The following is a 16553-nucleotide window of genomic DNA, read 5'->3' as shown; positions in this document are numbered from 1 at the left end:
TAGGAAAAAAGCCAATAAAAGCATAAATAAATCTCAATGGTTACTAATGATTATTATTTATGAATGAAAATAATTTGCAAACGAGATTGGTTATCAATATACTTTTTTCGACCAGTTAAAAATACTCAATATACTAGTTTAAGCATCACTTCACCTTGGAGAAGATAGCAACATGTTGAAAAAAATGTATTTTTTACGTAATAAAACGCGTTTAATTACGTTGGCCTCATCGCTTATTATTACCTGTGCACTGCCTGCCATGGCAAAAGATTCCTTAACGTTATACACCACTCGTGAGCCAGGACTGATCCAGCCACTGCTGGATGCCTTTACCAAAGAAACTGCTATTGACGTCAACACTGTTTATGTCAAAGACGGTATGTTAGAGCGTGTCAAAGCGGAAGGTAAAAACTCCCCTGCGGACTTATTAATGACGGTGGATGCTGGGAACCTTATCGATTTAGTTGAAGCAGGCGTTACCCAGCCTGTTGATTCAAAAGTATTAACTGACGCTATTCCGGCTTCATTACGCGACAAAGATAACCAATGGTTTGGTTTATCTATGCGTGCTCGAGTGCTGTATGCGGAAAAAGATTTACCGCTAACTAGCATCACGTATGAAGATTTAGCCGATCCAAAATGGAAAGACAAAATTTGTATCCGCGCAGGTCAGCACCCGTATAACACAGCGTTAGTGGCAGCAATGATTGCTCACGACGGTGAAGCGAAAACGGAAGCATGGTTACGCGGCGTGAAAGCCAACTTAGCCCGTAAAGCGACGGGCGGTGATCGCGATGTCGCGCGTGATATTCTTGGCGGTATCTGCGATGTTGGTTTAGCGAACTCTTATTATGTGGGTCATATGAAAAATGCCAAAGAAGGCACTGACGCACGTAAATGGGGGGATGCTATCAAAGTGGTTCAGCCAACCTTTACTAACGGTGGAACACACGTCAACATCACTGGCGCAGCTGTTGCACGCCATGCTCCTCATAAAGCAGAAGCGGTTAAGTTGATGGAATATCTGGTTTCTGTTCCTGCTCAGCAACTGTACGCGCAAGCAAACTATGAATACCCAATTCGCAAAGGTGTTCCACTGGATGCCACTATCAATAACGCGATTGGGGAAATCAATGTGGATACCCTCCCACTTACCGAAATTGTGAAATACCGTAAACAAGCGAGTCAGTTGGTAGATAAAGTTGGATTCGATCAATAAAACTGGCTTAGCCTCTACGCGCGGGGCTTTCGGGCTGCCGCGTGTTGGTTTCTCGCCATTAACTCTCTCCGTGGTGGTCATTACGCTTGGCGTTCTGACCCCTTTGTTGTTTTTATTAGGTCTGGCTGCAAGCTCAGGATTCAGTCATTGGGAACATTTGATGCGCTATGTGCTTCCCGATGCCACCTTAAATACCTTAATTTTACTGCTGGGTGTTGGTGCCATGGTGATGACCATTGGCGCGGGGTGTGCCTGGCTGGTGACCGCGTTTGATTTTCCTGGTCGAAAGCTGTTTAGCTGGGCGCTGCTACTGCCCCTTGCTATGCCAACCTACATTGTAGCGTTTGCATGGTTAGATTTACTGCATCCTATTGGACCGATTCAAGAATTTATTCGTAGCGTGTTAGGGTACGACTCGCCGCGCCAATTCCGCCTTCCTGATCTTCGTTCGATGACGGGCGCCATTTTGCTGCTGGGTCTGGTGCTTTATCCCTATGTTTACTTGACCATGCGAGCCATGTTTATGAGCCAGCCAGCCCATTTGCTGGAAGCGGCTCGAACCCTTGGGCTCAGTTCCACGGGAACATTTTTCCGAGTGGCGTTACCTATGGCGCGCCCTGCTTTAGTAGTGGGTACTAGCCTCGCTCTGCTGGAAACCCTCAATGATATCGGCGCATCGGAATTTTTAGGTGTGAATACATTGACCGTGACGGTGTACACCACATGGGTGACTCGCTCTGATCTGCCCGCTGCGGCGCAAATTGCCTGCTCGATGTTAACCGTGATTATCTTGTTGCTAGCATTAGAATATTACGGTCGAAAAAATCAGCGTTACAGTACTGGGCGGCAAATGCGCGGAATCTTGCCATCGCGTTTGACGGGATGGCGAGCCGTATTAGCCACGTGTGTCACCGCGCTACCGGTGGTGTTAGGCTTTTTAGCACCGGCACTTTTTTTAGGGTGGGAAAGCCTTAAACGCATCAGTGACAGCATGACAATCTCAAGCAGCCTGTTGCAATCACTACAAAACTCATTATTGCTAGCGGCGGGTGTCACCGTCGTTGTGACGTTGGTGAGCATTGTGGTGGCGTGGTATGCCAGAGCGAGTGCAATTTCTGGTTCATCTCAAGAGTGGCGACGAGCCTTAATGAAAATTGCGTCGCTGGGTTATGCAGTACCAGGAACGGTATTGGCGATTGGTTTGTTAACACCGGGTATGGCGCTGGATAATTTTCTGGCGGAGCTATTGGATTTTCGAGGATTACCGCTGTTATCTACGGGAATTTTATTGGTTATCTGCTGCTCGATTCGATTTATGGCTATCTCCATTGGGGCGATTGATGCTGGGTTAACCCGTATTCCGCCGAGTATGGAACAAGCCTCAAGGCTGTTAGGGGAAAGCGAGCTGCGAACGTTCTTTCGTGTGCATCTTCCGCTATTACATCCGGCACTCGTCACCAGTGCTTTATTGGTTTTTGCGGATGCGATGAAAGAGTTGCCGACCACATTACTTTTACGTCCGGTGAATTTTGAGACGTTGGCAACCTCGCTATATGCGGAGGCAGCGCGAGGAACCTATGAAGAGGGCGCGATTGCGGCACTATTAATTGTGCTGGCAGGGACATTGCCTGTGATCCTCCTAGCGCGCAGTCAGCTGACATCATCTCAATCAAAACGGTCGTCTCAATAAAAATGATTATGTTAAGGAATGTCTTCGGTGTCTGATTCAACCTTAGTTCTTGACAATGTCCATGTTTCTTATGGCAGCAAACATCAACGTAACCATGTACTTAATGGTTTCTCTTTGCATATTGATGCTGGGGAAATTGGCTGTTTACTTGGGGCTTCAGGATGCGGAAAAACCACTGCCTTGAGAGCGATTGCTGGGTTTGAGCAGGTAGAGCAAGGAACCATCTACGTGGGTGGGCGCTGTGTAGCGGGTCCAAATCTTCATCTTCCGCCTGAACAGCGTAATGTTGGTATGGTTTTCCAAGATTATGCCTTGTTTCCTCATTTAACGGCGGCGCAGAACGTGGCATTTGGGCTAAGAAAACAGCCTAAAGAGCAGCAACACGCACGCGTTCAACAGCTATTAACCTTGGTTGAGTTGAGCGGCTTAGCGGAACGCTATCCTCACGAAATGTCGGGTGGTCAGCAGCAGCGTATTGCATTAGCACGAGCGTTAGCGCCACAGCCAGCGGTGCTGTTGCTGGATGAACCGCTTTCTAGCCTTGATCCAGATAGCCGAAAACGCTTAGGGCAAGAAGTGCGGGATATTTTACGTGCAGCGGGACAGACGGCGCTGTTAGTGACTCATAGTGAAGATGAAGCTCAGTTAATGGCAAATAAAATCAGTTACTTAAAAGAAGGGCGCTTGCTCGAGGAGTAGTTGAGGATCGTGAAAACCCAATGCCGCAAAAACGGCATTGGGAAGTCGATTATTTAAAGCAGGTTTGCGCCCAGCGGGCTAACCCAGCGGTAACCGAGCCAAAGTCATCACCACGAACAATGGGAATGTTCGGCAGTTGTTCTTGAATCGCTTGATGTAAGATAGGCGAGCGGGCGCTACCACCGGTGACAAAAATAGCATCCGGTTGAACACCACCTTGTACAACGGCTTCTTTCACCAACTCAATCATTTTGCTTTTTGGTGATTCAATCGCATCAATTAGCTGATCACGTCCAATATTCACTTCAAGCAGCTCTTTAGATAATGCAATTTTCGCCAAGTAATTTTGCTCATCAGAGAGTGCGATTTTCGCCTCTTCCGCTTTGCGTACTATGCTGTAACCCAGCGTTTGGTGATAAACCTCGAGCAAACGTGCCAGCAAGGCTGGCTCTTGAGCATCTTGTTGTAAGCGGGTTAATGCATTGAGGTTCGCGCGAGAATAAAACTCTTTTTGCGCTTCCACATTATTAATGGCAATCGGGTTCCAAAACTGCAATAGAGGCATTTTGATTCCCGATTGATACTGGCTTTCCATACCAAAAAGCTGCATTAACTGTTTTAAGGCAATGAAAATATCCAGATCGTTTCCGCCAACACGTTGACCTGTATGTGCTAGCAAAGAACTTGTACGATCGTGGCTATCTTTGTAACTAGGCCCCATTTGGATCAGTGAGCAGTCGGTGGTTCCCCCACCAATATCCACCACTAAAATGGTCTGATCTTTGGTGAGGGTGGATTCATACTCTAACCCTGCGGCAACGGGCTCAAACTGGAACGCAATATTCTGAAATCCAGCACGTTTAGCGGCCTTTAATAAGATAGCTTCCGCTTGCTGGTTCGCCAGTTCGCCACCACGTCCATGGAAGTTAATTGGGCGACCAATCACGGTGTCAGTGATGGTTTGCTGGGTACTTGCTTCGGCAGTATGCTTGATATTTGCCATCATGGCGCACACTAAATCTTCGAAGAAGCTGACTTGGGTTTCGTGTAAGCCTGATGCACCTAAAAAAGACTTAGGTGATTTTACATAGTAGACATCACGAGGATCGCTTAAATATAAGTCCAGCGCAGCTTGCCCGAAAACAATATCTTCCGGCTCCAGTTCAATGCCTTCATCCTGATTAAACGCAATAGAGCGTCGGAGGATTTGCTGACCAACTGAGTCTGTCGGAGAAATATTCAGATGGCGAAATAAGTGCTCTGAAACCGATTCTCTTGTCGGCGCACACAAGGTTGATGGAATATAAAAATTGCTGCCTTCAAGGGGTAACAATTGAGGTTTACCATCTTTCATGATTGCGACGGAGCAGTTAGATGTTCCGTAGTCAAAACCAATAAACATTTCGCCTCCAAAATCTAGGGTGCTTTGAAAAAAGTGGAAAACTGTATATCAACCTTGCGGGAAATGCTATTGGAACTGCATTTTTATTTTGTGCGGGAAACCTAATTTGGCGCAAGGATAAGAGCAACATGATTTTGTAAGATAAATAGTATTATTTATTGGGAAAGACCCTATCGAGGATCAAATGAGTCAAGCTAAAATTGAATTGATATCTGAAATTACATGCCCAGAATGTGGATTTTCGAAAATAGAAGAGATGCCAACCAATGCTTGTCAGTGGTTTTATGAATGCACAGGTTGCGGTGTATTATTAAAGCCATTAGAAGGGGATTGCTGCGTTTTTTGTTCTTATGGCACAGTGAAATGCCCGCCAATCCAAGAAGCAGAATTAACAGGCAAGCCTTCATGTTGCTGTAAATAAAGTACCGCGAAAAATCATTAATTTCGTAGGGGATAGATAATATTCAATTAAGTATAATTATCTATTCTGACAATTTTTACGCCACAAATAATTAAATTCCTCGATCGGAAACTCCATTTCGTCTCTATCCAATAGTGGAATAGAAACGACATTTCTACCATCTTCATTTAGATACGTTTTCACCATAAAACGTTTGTAGCTATAGCTATTTTTTGCATCAAATACCAGAACTTGACCACAAACATAGCCTAGCATACCGCGATCAGAGGTCTCTCTGATGACATGGTATTTCACATCTTTAAATTCGACGGTTTTAGGGAAACTCAGCAGGTCTTCCACAGCCCGCTCTGATTTCTTGATAACATCTAAATCAGGTGTGTAGTTAGCCATTACTCCTGCAAGAAATGATCCTCCTGCGATAAGAATAATCACTAAGATAGAAAGCATCTTATTCGTCATGATATTTTTCTAGATTATTATATTTAATAAATAAACTTATTATTATTTTTTATCAATTATGGATACCGCGAGGTAATAAAGGTTCAGGAACCTTTATTATTTGTATTCACTGTTTCCCACTATTTTCCATTAATTTAGCCATATGAATGGCTTCAATAATTTGAGCGCGATTGACTCTAGGATTATTACTATCAAGTAGGTTTTGCCAGATATTAATCGCCGTTGTGTAATTGGCATTGATAAAGGCATCTGAGGCTAATAACATCAATGCGGTGACTTCATTCTTATCTAGACTTAATGCTTTGTCTATCATTTTTTGTGTGTCATTTGTAACCACTTGTCCGGCTTGGTAATACATCACAGTGGCAATTGCGGCATAGAGTTGGGCATTCTCTCCGCGATATTTGAGTGCGTAGCCATAGGCAATTAAGGCATTTTCATAGCTATTTTGATAAAGGTAGTATTCACCTAAAACAGCCCAAAGCTCGCTGTCTTCAGGGGATTGGCGGATATCTGCTTGTAAACGCTGTAGATCCTGTGTTTCACGCTCTAATGGTGTAAACAACAAAATAGGGTCATTTTGTCGTTGATATAAATCAAGTGTTGAATGGAATCGCGGTAATAAAAAATATCCAGCTATCATAATGCAGATTATGATGAGAATAAGGATGTTACTTATCTTATTCCAATGAGAATACTGAAGTATTTTTTCATTATTGATAGCTGGTAATAACTGTATGTCAGAGTGAGTCTGGTTGTATTTTTCTATTAATGGAATAGAGGGATCTAATAAAATAACGCGCTGATTAATTCTATTTTTTACTTTTAATGTTTTCCATAAAATAAAGATAATACAAAGAACCGCAAATACGGGAAGTAACCATAATAGTAGGGTACTAAGCGTTAATGGGGGATTATATAAAACAAAGTCACCATAACGCTCGGTCATATAGTGTTTAATTTGAGATTCACTCTTTCCTTCAGAAACCATTTTAAAGACTTGATGGCGCATGCTGACTGCGGTAGGTGCATTAGATTCTAATAAGTTTTGGTTTTGGCATTGTGGGCAACGTAGCTGTGAAGCAATCTGCAAGGATAATTCCTGCTCCTCATTGGAATTAAATGCCCATGTATCCACTATTTGGGCGTGAACATTCAAGGAGCACAAGAGCAGAAACAGCATAACGATTTTTTTAATCATGCTTCCGCCCCCTAAACCAACTCATCAGCGCACCTAAGCACATCACAAATCCACCACCCCAAATCCATTGAATGCCTTCTTGTATATAAAAACGCATCGCATAGCGCTCAGTGCCCGTTTTTTCTCCCAGCACCACATACCAAGATCGCAACCATCCCCAGTGGATCCCCGGTTCTATCATCAGTTGCTGGCGAGCCATATACAGGCGGCGTTCAGTGATAAGATCAAAGCCATTTTGACCTGCATTTTGACTGACGTGGATCAGCGCTTTCTCGGTGGTGTAGTTAGATTCAGCTGCCAGTTGTAATTGTTGAAATTGGAATTGATATCCGCCAACTGAGATTGATTGCCCGACGGCGATATTTTGGCTGATTTCTGATTTCTGTGTTGAGGAAAGGGCGATCCCCAGGGCGAATAAAACAACCCCTGAGTGAGCGACAATGGCTGGGAGTTTTTGCTGCACAATAATCAACAGCCGGTGATGCAGTTTGTGGTTTCCGTTCTTGGCAATATCGCTATATTTGAGCGTTGAAATCACAATGATTACCAGCATAAATAGACCAAATGGCAATAACGTTTGATTGAAATAGGGGGCGCCTACCGAGATTTTACCTAACCCTAATAAACCATAGAGCATCGGGTATAAGGTGCCAGTCAGTACGATACATAGAACCGCGGTAAACAAAATCAAAGTCAGTAATAAATAGATTTCTCGTGATGTTTTGCGCCGAGGCTCTTGAGGGGGAAATTTAGCCTTCCAACCATAAATAAACAGTGCGCCAAGGCTTAAAACACTAAACAGCAAAAATAGCGGAACGGCACGCACGTTATCTAAGGCAAATGCATGAACGGAGATTAAGATCCCCGAGCGGACAATCAATGTACCAAGCAGCGCTAAAATTAACGTGATAATCGCCAGCAACAGGCTCCAGTGGCGATATAGCCCTGTTCGGCGTGTGATAGATAAACTGTGCAGTAATGCCGTGGCAGAAAGCCAAGGAAGTAAAGACGCGTTTTCAACGGGATCCCAAAACCACCATCCTCCCCAGCCCAATTCACTGTATGCCCACCAAGAACCGAGGATGATACCGCTAGTGAGTATGAACCAACTTGGCACCGCAAATCGCCAACACAATTGAGCAATAGGTTGGCTGGAATTCTCGGGAAGTAAGGTGGGCGTCGCTATTAATGATGCGAGCATTAACGCTGCCACTAGCATCAACCCGCTGTAACCAAGGTAAAGTAGCGGCGGGTGTAAAATGAGCCCCCAATGTTGCAGCATCGGGTTGAGATCGCGACCTTCAATTGCAGGCGGAAACAGGCGTTCAAACGGGTTGGAATAGAACACAACAAACAGCAATAACGCCGTGCATATAGCAGCCAGTACACACAACGTTAAAGGGAAAAATGGGCTATTTTGGCGGCGATAACGCCATGCAAATAAGGTACTCCAGCCAGACAAAAACAGAACCCACAGCAGCAGCGAACCTTCGTGCCCTCCCCAAACGGCAGCAATTTTAATCACTAGGGGGGATAAACTGTGGCTATGCTGAGCCACATAAATAACGGAAAAATCACTGAATACAAAGCTGGCGGTTAAACAGAGAAACGCAGTTAATAAAAAAGTGAATTGCAAAGACGTCCAGAGCACGCCCTGAGACATTTGCCTCGGGACGTGCCTGAAAACGCCGATAAACCCCAATAGGGTATGATAGCCGGTGATACACAGCGCCAGTAGCAAGCTGATAAACCCTATTTCGGGAAGGAAAATTTCCAAGTATCACCTTTATTTTAAGTCGGTTATGCGACTGTCAGTTGCCCTGCATACAGGACGAAAAAACGCAGGAAAAACACGCCAATTAAGCTTGCGCCACTGACCACAATAACCCGAAAAGCTTGGCTACCTTGTTGTTGCCATTTTTTCAACAGGAGGGGAATAACAAAACCAATCCCCACGACGCCAAGCCAGAACCACCACGTCCAGAAACCTCCGCCTAATGCCGCAATTAATGAACGCAGTTTGCCATCATCACCGAGCGCTAGCCCCACAAAGAAGGCCGCTAGCAAAAATATCTCTAACCAGACGACGAAGCTTTCTACGCGGTGTAAAAAGGCTGTTTCAGGATTATGAACATTCTTGCGATAGCGCAGGGCGATTGCCAGTAAACTCACCGCCAGTCCCGACGAAATTCCCGAAAAGAGGAACAGAGCCGGTAATATTGGGTTGTTTAAGAACGGATAGGATTTGAGGGCAGATAACAAGAACCCTGTATACGCCCCGAGTAGTACTGCTAAGACTAGCATGGCAATATCTAACCCGCGCATGATACGACTTAGCCAACTTAAAACGCGAGGCACTATCGTTAGCTTAGGTAGCCATTTTTGCTGTAACCCAACGAGTTCCTGTTCATAAATTTTAGCCAACCAAACCACTAACACCGCCATGTAAACTTGGAACAGCATCACTCCCATGGACATCACAGAAGTTGGGCTGTAGTGAAACATCAATTTCCAGAACGTCCATGGACGGGTTAAGTGGAAAATGAGGATCAGTAGACCAAGAATAATGGTGGTCGGCGCTAAAATTAGCGTTGTACGCATGATAGTACTATTGCTGGTGGCAGCATTGGGTACATATTGGCGCATCAATACTGCCAGAACCACTAACCCCGCAGAGATACCAATCAAAAACAGGTAAACGGCGATAGGCCAGTCCCAGACTAACGACTCAAAATGAAAAGCTGAAGTGGTTGTCATTGGCTAACCTCCCCATATTTAAAGGGAACTCGGTACATTTTGGGTTTCGTTCCCAGTGCAATTTTGAATCGATAGGTCGGTTTTTCATGGAGCATTAGTGATACCGCACTGTTTGGATCATCTAAATTACCAAACACCAACGCTTTGGTTGGGCAGGCTTCGACACAAGCTGGTTGCTTCCCTTTTTTGAGATTGGTTTTACGGCAAAAATCGCATTTATCGGCGGTTTTGCTGATGGGATGAATAAATCTGACGCGGTAAGGGCAGGCGGCAATACAGTATTGACAACCAACACATAGGTCAGGGTTTACGTCCACAATCCCCGTGGTTTTATCGATGAATGAAGCCCCTGTAGGACAGACATCGACACAAGGGGCATGTTCGCAATGTTGGCAAGAGTGGCGGAAGAACCGATATTTGACGTCAGGAAATTGGCCGATGGGTTCACTACGAATAATCGTTAGGCGTGATACGCCTTCTGGAACTTGGTTGACTTCCCGACATGCATCCATACAGGCGGTACAGCCGATACACAGTGTTTCATCGTGGATCATGCCATATCGCACCCCGTCAACTTTCATGGTATTGGCGAGAGAATGTCCCGCCATACCGCCTACCGCCGCCAGTGCGCCTGAATAGATTATGAATTGACGACGAGAACAACTCATGGCTGCTCCTTAAGAACATTGACCGCAGCGGGGTTAAAGTTCGGGTTATCTCGCTGATCTGAGTGGCAATCCACGCAGATTTTGACCTTACCTTTATCGTTCAGCACTTTCATGGTGTCTTGCTTAGGATGGAGGTCATGACAACTCGCGCAAGCCACTTTGGTCACGTGAACATCGTGGGGCCAAAACGCTTTTTGCAGTTGTTCAGGTAAGTGGCAAGATAAACAGACGCTATTTTGTTGTTCCACGCTGTACATTGGATCATTAAACCGCATGACGTCTTTGACGCCTTCACGGTGATTGGGACCCGGTTTGCCGTGACAATTGGTGCACGTCACCGGCAAATTATTATTCGGGTTAATGACCTCAGCATGAGTGCCATGCATCCCTTCTTTATCGGGTTTATGGCAATCAAGGCAAGCATTGTCTGGATTACGCTGCTGCGTAACTTGCCAACGACCGTCTTTGTTAGCTTCTTCAGCCATTTGTGGTGTTGCCGACGCGGATATCGCCCATAACAAGCCTGACGCCAGCACCCCAGCAGTTAATAACGAACGTAGTACGCTCATATTCACTCCATTGGTTATCGCACCCCAGCGAACTGGGGTGAGTGTTTATTTGGCTAACAGGTCGTTTTTACGAGCTTGTGCATCCCATTCAGGTACCACAGTCTTTAAAAACTCTTGTTTTTCGGCATTAATTTTCTGCATATCCAAGCCGATGGCTTGTTGCGCTTTATCTTTGGTGGAGATATCTGGGATCGCGATTTCATGAGTAATGCCTTTTGAACCCAGTAAACGCGCCAGTTTGGCTCGGGCATCTGCGGCTTTATCCATTGCCCCACCAAGCATACGTAACCCTTCATCTGGTGCATGCATGTGGATACCGTGTGACGCTATAGCTAAATCCCAACGCCACTGCGCATGACGGATATCAGCAAGGATATCTTTCATTTCAGCATCGGTTGCGCCTGCATCCCAAGCTGCTTTAGCTTCAAAGTGAGCGCGTACTAACTGATCTTCCACTTTGATTTTCATCTCTTGGATAGCTTTTTTACGCTCAGCAACGATACTCTGAAGTTGCTCTTTGCTTTGGGTATGACAGCTACTACAGGTTTGTTCAAAGTTATCGAATGGATTACCGATTTTATGGCTGGTATACAGTTCCCCTTTTTCGTTTTGCAGTTTTGGCATGTGGCAGTCAATACAGGTCACATTGTTTTTGCCGTGGATACCTGCGCTCCAAGTTTCATACTCAGGGTGTTGGGCTTTGAGCATTGGGGCTTTAGACAGGGAGTTTGTCCAATCAGAGAAGGCAATGTTGTCGTAGTACACTTCCATGTCTTCGACTTTGGTGCCGTTATCCCAAGGGAATTTCACGGCTTTAGTTTCGCCAGAGAAATAATATTCAACGTGGCATTGACCGCATACCATAGATTGTTGGTCGAAGCGGCTCGCTTTATCGAATGGTTTACCGATAGCTTCCATGGCACGTTCTGCGTATGGGCGAGAAAGCGTGAGTTCAGGCTTACCTTTGGCAAACTCAGGTGAGTCTGTTTTGTGGCAATCTGCACAGCCCAATACGTTGACGACTTCAGGGCCTCCTTTTGCCCATTTGCCTTTGAAGTAGCCATCTTCCCCATGTTCCTGAATTAATCGAGCAACGTCAGGGCTTTTACAGCTCCAACATGCCATAGGAAGAGGACCATCTTCAGCATTTTTTGGCGCGCCAGTCCGCAGTGTTTCACGAACATCGATAATCGCATAGGCGTGACCACGAGGTTTATTGTAGTCACGAGAGAAAGGATAACCTGCCCATAAGATGACGAGGCGAGGATCTTCAGCCAGTGCATCTTCTCGTTGTGATTGTTCTGAAGTTGCTCGCCATGAATGGTATTGATCAGGGTGTGCCGCTTCAAACGTTTCGTTTCGAGCGTTGATGGTTGATGTGGAATCTTTTGTTGGAGTTTGTGCCTGTACAGAGGTAAATAGAAATATCCCTGCAAGCACACTCAGTAGGTACAGTGCATTATTTCTTATCTTTGCCATAAGGGCCTCGAGTGTTTTTAAGCCAGCCATCCCATTAGCTGTATTTATTTTTATATTTGATAACAATCGCACTATTGCTATCAGACAATTGCCAACTTATATAATTAGCAAAAAACCACACAAAAAATATTGTCTTTGATCAATAATTAAAATGAGTTTACTTTTTAATCGATGAAAAATAATAAAAATAGATAAAATTGAATAAATAAAAAAATATTAAATTTTATTTTTTAACGCAGAGTATGGATTAAATCATTAAATAATAATGATTGTTATTTACACTTTGAGTTTTTCATTATCGCACTGATATTTATAATGAATTATATTTTTACTAATACAATGGATTAATAAGTTGGTTAATTTTTGAATTAAAACGTGCGTAAAATCAAAAAAAGTAAATATAGTTTTTTGTAAAAGTGCTCATGATATACTACTTTAGTGGTATATATTTTCATTAATTATAAATTTGACTATTAAAAATAAGGTTTAAATTCGCAAATCATATTTATTAAATGTTAATGAATAATTATAAAACGACCTCAAATCTGCCTTTCTCGATATTTGTACAGTGTCTTCGATGTGAAACGTCAAAGAATGACTATTTTCTTCATAATAACGCCAAAAGTTAGTTTACCTACTAGGTAGTATGTATTTTTGATAGTTAGCTAATTAATATTCACAATAAATAATCATATAAAAAGTACGGTTTATCAGTCTCTTTTAGCAGTTTTTGGTTGGGCAATGTAAAGGAAATAAACATGGTTGATATCACCCGTAGGGGAGTTTTAACGGGGGCTTGGCGTAATGCTGCACCCGTAATTCGACCACCATGGAGTGGTAGCGAAGCACGTTTTATTGAACAGTGCACTCGTTGTAACCAGTGTATCTCGAGTTGTGAAACGGCGATTTTGCAACCAGGTCCTGGTGGCTATCCCATGGTCGATTTTCAGCGTGGCGAATGCACATTCTGTTATGCATGTGCAGAGGCCTGTCCTGAGCCTATATTCCTTCCTCAAAATACCCAGCCTTGGAATATCAAGATTGCCATTGGGCAACACTGTCTGGCGTACAAATCGATTGAATGTCGTCGTTGTGAAGACAGCTGTGAGCCTCAAGTGATCGCCTTTCGTCCATCACTGGCCGGTATTTACCAGCCAAACATTGATATGCAGGGTTGTACAGGTTGTGGCGCATGTGTCGCAGGATGTCCTGTATCAGCCATTACCATGGAGCATGAAGATGCACAATAACTGGCAAGTTTGCAGTTTGATTGTTCAAGTCAAAAGTGAACGCATTCCAGCTGTGACAGATGAATTACATCAAGAACCCAACTGCGAAGTGGCTATTTCCTCCCCTGAAAATGGCAAGTTAATTGTGGTTGTGGAAGGGGAAGACAGCAAAACGCTTTTAGATACTATCGATTTTATCCGTGATATCGATGGTGTATTGGATGTTTCACTGGTTTATCACCAGCAGGATGAGCAATGTGAGGAAAAAGTATGAAACTCAGTCGTCGTAGCTTTATGAAAGCCAATGCGATAGCGGCCGCTGCTGCGGCGGCAGGCGTTGGCGTACCAAGTATTGCGAAAGCAGTGGTTGGTCAGCAAGAAAGCATTAAATGGGATAAAGCACCTTGCCGTTTCTGCGGTACAGGCTGTGGGGTTTTAGTTGGAACGCAAAACGGACGTATCGTTGCGAGCCAAGGTGACCCTGAAGCTCCTGTAAACCGTGGTCTGAACTGCATCAAAGGCTATTTCCTACCAAAAATCATGTACGGAAAAGACCGTTTAACTCAACCGCTTCTGCGTATGAAAGACGGTGAGTACGATAAAAACGGTGAATTTACCCCAATTACATGGGAAAAAGCCTTTGATGTGATGGAAGAGAAAGTCAAAACCACCCTCAAAGAGAAAGGTCCTGAAGGTATCGGAATGTTTGGTTCCGGTCAGTGGACGGTTTGGGAAGGTTATGCTGCATCCAAACTATTTAAAGGTGGCTTCCGTTCAAATAACTTAGACCCAAATGCACGTCACTGTATGGCATCAGCGGTTGTAGGCTTTATGCGTACCTTTGGTATGGATGAACCGATGGGCTGTTACGATGATATCGAACATGCAGATGCTTTCGTGCTGTGGGGTTCGAACATGGCGGAAATGCACCCAATTTTATGGTCACGTATCACCAACCGTCGTCTATCTAACCCTGATGTTCGTGTCGCTGTACTGTCTACATTTAAACACCGTAGCTTTGAATTAGCGGATAACGGCATTGTCTTTACGCCGCAATCAGACTTAGTGATCCTCAACTACATCGCTAACTATATTATTCAAAACAATGCGGTGAATCAGGACTTCCTTGATAAACACGTTAATTTACGTCGTGGGGTTACTGATATTGGTTATGGTTTACGTCCAACGCATCCTTTAGAGCAAAAGGCGAAAAACCCAGGTTCAGATGCCTCTGATCCAATGACATTCGAAGAGTACAAAGCGTTTGTTGCGGAATATACCCTCGACAAAACGGCTGAAATGACGGGTGTTCCGAAAGATCAGTTAGAAGCGTTAGCTAAGCTGTATGCAGATCCTAATGTGAAAGTCGTTTCCTACTGGACAATGGGCTTCAACCAGCACACGCGTGGCGTCTGGGCGAATAACTTGGCATACAACCTGCACTTATTGACCGGTAAAATTTCTCAACCAGGTTGTGGACCGTTCTCCTTAACAGGTCAACCGTCAGCCTGTGGTACTGCGCGTGAAGTGGGGACGTTCTCTCACCGTTTACCAGCCGACATGGTGGTCACCAACGAAAAACACCGTGAAAAAGTGGAAAACGTTTGGAAATTACCTGCGGGAACTATCCCAGAAAAAGTGGGATTACACGCTGTTGCTCAAGACCGCGCATTGAAAGATGGCAAGCTCAATTTCTATTGGGTGATGTGCAATAACAATATGCAGGCGGGTCCAAATATTAATGAAGAGCGTATGCCGGGCTGGCGTGACCCACGTAACTTTATCGTGGTGTCAGACCCATACCCAACCGTCAGCGCACTTTCTGCTGACCTGATTTTACCGACAGCGATGTGGGTAGAAAAAGAAGGGGCATACGGTAACGCAGAGCGTCGTACACAATTCTGGCGTCAACAAGTGCCAGCACCGGGTGAAGCAAAATCTGACTTAATGCAGATGGTGCTGTTCTCTCGTCGCTTCAAAGCGGAAGACGTTTGGCCGGAAGAGTTATTAGCGAAGAAACCAGAATATCGCGGAAAAACGTTATACGACATTCTGTTTGCTAACGAATCAGTGACCAAATTCCCAATTACAGAACTGGCTGCTGACCAGCTGAATGATGAATCTCGTGAACTCGGCTTCTACCTGCAAAAAGGGCTGTTTGAAGAGTACGCAAGTTTCGGTCGTGGTCATGGTCATGACTTAGCGGATTTCGATGCATACCACAAAGCTCGCGGTATCCGCTGGCCAGTTGTGGATGGTAAAGAGACCCAATGGCGCTACAGCGAAGGTAATGACCCTTACGTAAAAGCTGGACAAGGTTTCCAATTCTACGGCAAGCCAGATGGTAAAGCGGTGATTTTCGCACTGCCATTTGAACCAGCCGCAGAAGCGCCAGATGCAGAATACGATTTATGGTTATCCACCGGACGTGTTCTTGAGCATTGGCATACCGGCAGTATGACTCGCCGTGTGCCTGAGTTGCATCGTGCATTCCCTGAGTCCGTGGTGTTTATGAACCCGCTGGATGCAAAAGCGAAAGACTTGCGCCGTGGGGATAAAGTGAAAGTGCTTTCTCGCCGTGGTGAAGTGCTCTCTACCGTGGAAACTCGTGGCCGTAACCGTCCACCAAAAGGTTTGATTTATATGGCATTCTTCGATGCATCTCAGTTAGTGAATAACCTCACTCTGGATGCAACGGATCCGCTATCGAAAGAGACGGATTACAAGAAATGTGCAGTTAAATTGGAAAAGGTGTAATTG

15 protein-coding genes are annotated in these 16553 nt (G+C 44.7%); 7 read left to right on the top strand and 8 right to left on the bottom strand.

What is annotated here, in order from left to right:
• Positions 1 to 172 precede the first annotated feature (172 nt).
• The 3 genes from ACY3ZI_RS15515 to ACY3ZI_RS15505 are packed head-to-tail and all read left to right on the top strand — an operon-like array spanning position 173 to position 3608.
• Positions 173 to 1219 carry a Fe(3+) ABC transporter substrate-binding protein gene (locus tag ACY3ZI_RS15515; RefSeq protein WP_249215521.1) on the top strand — a complete coding sequence of 349 codons (1047 nt, stop codon included), beginning with the start codon at positions 173 to 175 and terminating at the stop codon, positions 1217 to 1219.
• Entirely contained in the window at positions 1203 to 2909 is a 1707-nt protein-coding gene (locus ACY3ZI_RS15510) for an ABC transporter permease (protein ID WP_487375468.1), read from the top strand. Before ACY3ZI_RS15515 ends, ACY3ZI_RS15510 begins: the two co-directional genes overlap by 17 nt.
• A gap of 27 nt (positions 2910 to 2936) precedes the next feature.
• Complete coding sequence (locus ACY3ZI_RS15505) at positions 2937 to 3608, top strand: ABC transporter ATP-binding protein (RefSeq protein ID WP_036952118.1); 672 nt, start codon at positions 2937 to 2939, stop codon at positions 3606 to 3608.
• A gap of 49 nt (positions 3609 to 3657) precedes the next feature.
• Here ACY3ZI_RS15505 and yegD read toward each other — a convergent pair whose 3' ends face one another.
• On the bottom strand, positions 3658 to 5010 hold the full coding sequence (gene yegD, locus ACY3ZI_RS15500) for a molecular chaperone (RefSeq protein ID WP_036952117.1): 1353 nt from the start codon (positions 5008 to 5010) through the stop codon (positions 3658 to 3660).
• A gap of 184 nt (positions 5011 to 5194) precedes the next feature.
• Here yegD and ACY3ZI_RS15495 point away from each other — a divergent pair, with 184 nt between their 5' ends.
• Positions 5195 to 5431, top strand: coding sequence for a GDCCVxC domain-containing (seleno)protein (locus ACY3ZI_RS15495; protein WP_211887811.1), 237 nt, complete (start codon positions 5195 to 5197; stop codon positions 5429 to 5431).
• Positions 5432 to 5488: 57 nt separating this feature from the next.
• Here ACY3ZI_RS15495 and ACY3ZI_RS15490 read toward each other — a convergent pair whose 3' ends face one another.
• From ACY3ZI_RS15490 to nrfA, 7 genes are all read right to left on the bottom strand, one after another.
• Positions 5489 to 5890, bottom strand: coding sequence for a hypothetical protein (locus ACY3ZI_RS15490; RefSeq protein ID WP_036952113.1), 402 nt, complete (start codon positions 5888 to 5890; stop codon positions 5489 to 5491).
• Positions 5891 to 5996: 106 nt separating this feature from the next.
• Positions 5997 to 7091 carry a heme lyase NrfEFG subunit NrfF gene (nrfF, locus tag ACY3ZI_RS15485; RefSeq protein ID WP_487375467.1) on the bottom strand — a complete coding sequence of 365 codons (1095 nt, stop codon included), beginning with the start codon at positions 7089 to 7091 and terminating at the stop codon, positions 5997 to 5999.
• The gene (locus tag ACY3ZI_RS15480) at positions 7084 to 8868 is read right to left on the bottom strand and encodes a heme lyase CcmF/NrfE family subunit (RefSeq protein ID WP_487375466.1); all 1785 of its coding nucleotides are present in this window, start codon (positions 8866 to 8868) and stop codon (positions 7084 to 7086) included. The genes nrfF and ACY3ZI_RS15480 overlap by 8 nt, the downstream gene beginning before the upstream one ends.
• 23 nt (positions 8869 to 8891) lie before the next feature.
• Positions 8892 to 9848: a cytochrome c nitrite reductase subunit NrfD gene (gene nrfD / locus ACY3ZI_RS15475; RefSeq protein ID WP_487375465.1), complete on the bottom strand. Its 957-nt coding sequence runs from the start codon at positions 9846 to 9848 to the stop codon at positions 8892 to 8894.
• Entirely contained in the window at positions 9845 to 10516 is a 672-nt protein-coding gene (gene nrfC / locus ACY3ZI_RS15470; protein ID WP_211887815.1) for a cytochrome c nitrite reductase Fe-S protein, read from the bottom strand. The genes nrfD and nrfC overlap by 4 nt, the downstream gene beginning before the upstream one ends.
• Positions 10513 to 11085 carry a cytochrome c nitrite reductase pentaheme subunit gene (gene nrfB / locus ACY3ZI_RS15465; RefSeq protein WP_036952108.1) on the bottom strand — a complete coding sequence of 191 codons (573 nt, stop codon included), beginning with the start codon at positions 11083 to 11085 and terminating at the stop codon, positions 10513 to 10515. The genes nrfC and nrfB overlap by 4 nt, the downstream gene beginning before the upstream one ends.
• Positions 11086 to 11130: 45 nt before the next feature.
• Positions 11131 to 12564, bottom strand: a complete 1434-nt coding sequence (nrfA, locus tag ACY3ZI_RS15460) for an ammonia-forming nitrite reductase cytochrome c552 subunit (RefSeq protein WP_036952243.1) — start codon at positions 12562 to 12564, stop codon at positions 11131 to 11133.
• A 758-nt stretch (positions 12565 to 13322) separates the two neighbouring features.
• Between nrfA and napF the strand changes: the two genes are divergently transcribed.
• From napF to napA, 3 genes are read left to right on the top strand one after another with little or no spacing between them, the layout of a single operon-like run.
• Positions 13323 to 13814, top strand: a complete 492-nt coding sequence (gene napF / locus ACY3ZI_RS15455) for a ferredoxin-type protein NapF (RefSeq protein WP_154638098.1) — start codon at positions 13323 to 13325, stop codon at positions 13812 to 13814.
• The gene (gene napD, locus ACY3ZI_RS15450) at positions 13798 to 14067 is read left to right on the top strand and encodes a chaperone NapD (protein WP_006660695.1); all 270 of its coding nucleotides are present in this window, start codon (positions 13798 to 13800) and stop codon (positions 14065 to 14067) included. Before napF ends, napD begins: the two co-directional genes overlap by 17 nt.
• Positions 14064 to 16550 carry a nitrate reductase catalytic subunit NapA gene (gene napA, locus ACY3ZI_RS15445; RefSeq protein WP_211887816.1) on the top strand — a complete coding sequence of 829 codons (2487 nt, stop codon included), beginning with the start codon at positions 14064 to 14066 and terminating at the stop codon, positions 16548 to 16550. Before napD ends, napA begins: the two co-directional genes overlap by 4 nt.
• The last annotated feature ends 3 nt before the right edge of the window (positions 16551 to 16553 follow it).

The organism is Providencia sp. LY12 (assembly GCF_057621555.1).
The sequence above is the reverse complement of the archived record's forward strand: the minus strand, read 5'-3'. Positions and strand labels throughout refer to the sequence as shown.

Bases quoted from the DNA above. Each gene is read 5' to 3' on its own strand.
- ACY3ZI_RS15515 (WP_249215521.1), top strand. From the start codon at position 173: ATGTTGAAAAAAATGTATTTTTTACGTAATAAAACGCGTTTAATTACG.
- yegD (WP_036952117.1), bottom strand. From the start codon at position 5,010: ATGTTTATTGGTTTTGACTACGGAACATCTAACTGCTCCGTCGCAATC.
- ACY3ZI_RS15495 (WP_211887811.1), top strand. From the start codon at position 5,195: ATGAGTCAAGCTAAAATTGAATTGATATCTGAAATTACATGCCCAGAA.
- ACY3ZI_RS15490 (WP_036952113.1), bottom strand. From the start codon at position 5,890: ATGACGAATAAGATGCTTTCTATCTTAGTGATTATTCTTATCGCAGGA.
- nrfF (WP_487375467.1), bottom strand. From the start codon at position 7,091: ATGATTAAAAAAATCGTTATGCTGTTTCTGCTCTTGTGCTCCTTGAAT.
- nrfD (WP_487375465.1), bottom strand. From the start codon at position 9,848: ATGACAACCACTTCAGCTTTTCATTTTGAGTCGTTAGTCTGGGACTGG.
- nrfC (WP_211887815.1), bottom strand. From the start codon at position 10,516: ATGAGTTGTTCTCGTCGTCAATTCATAATCTATTCAGGCGCACTGGCG.
- nrfB (WP_036952108.1), bottom strand. From the start codon at position 11,085: ATGAGCGTACTACGTTCGTTATTAACTGCTGGGGTGCTGGCGTCAGGC.
- nrfA (WP_036952243.1), bottom strand. From the start codon at position 12,564: ATGGCAAAGATAAGAAATAATGCACTGTACCTACTGAGTGTGCTTGCA.
- napF (WP_154638098.1), top strand. From the start codon at position 13,323: ATGGTTGATATCACCCGTAGGGGAGTTTTAACGGGGGCTTGGCGTAAT.
- napD (WP_006660695.1), top strand. From the start codon at position 13,798: ATGAAGATGCACAATAACTGGCAAGTTTGCAGTTTGATTGTTCAAGTC.
- napA (WP_211887816.1), top strand. From the start codon at position 14,064: ATGAAACTCAGTCGTCGTAGCTTTATGAAAGCCAATGCGATAGCGGCC.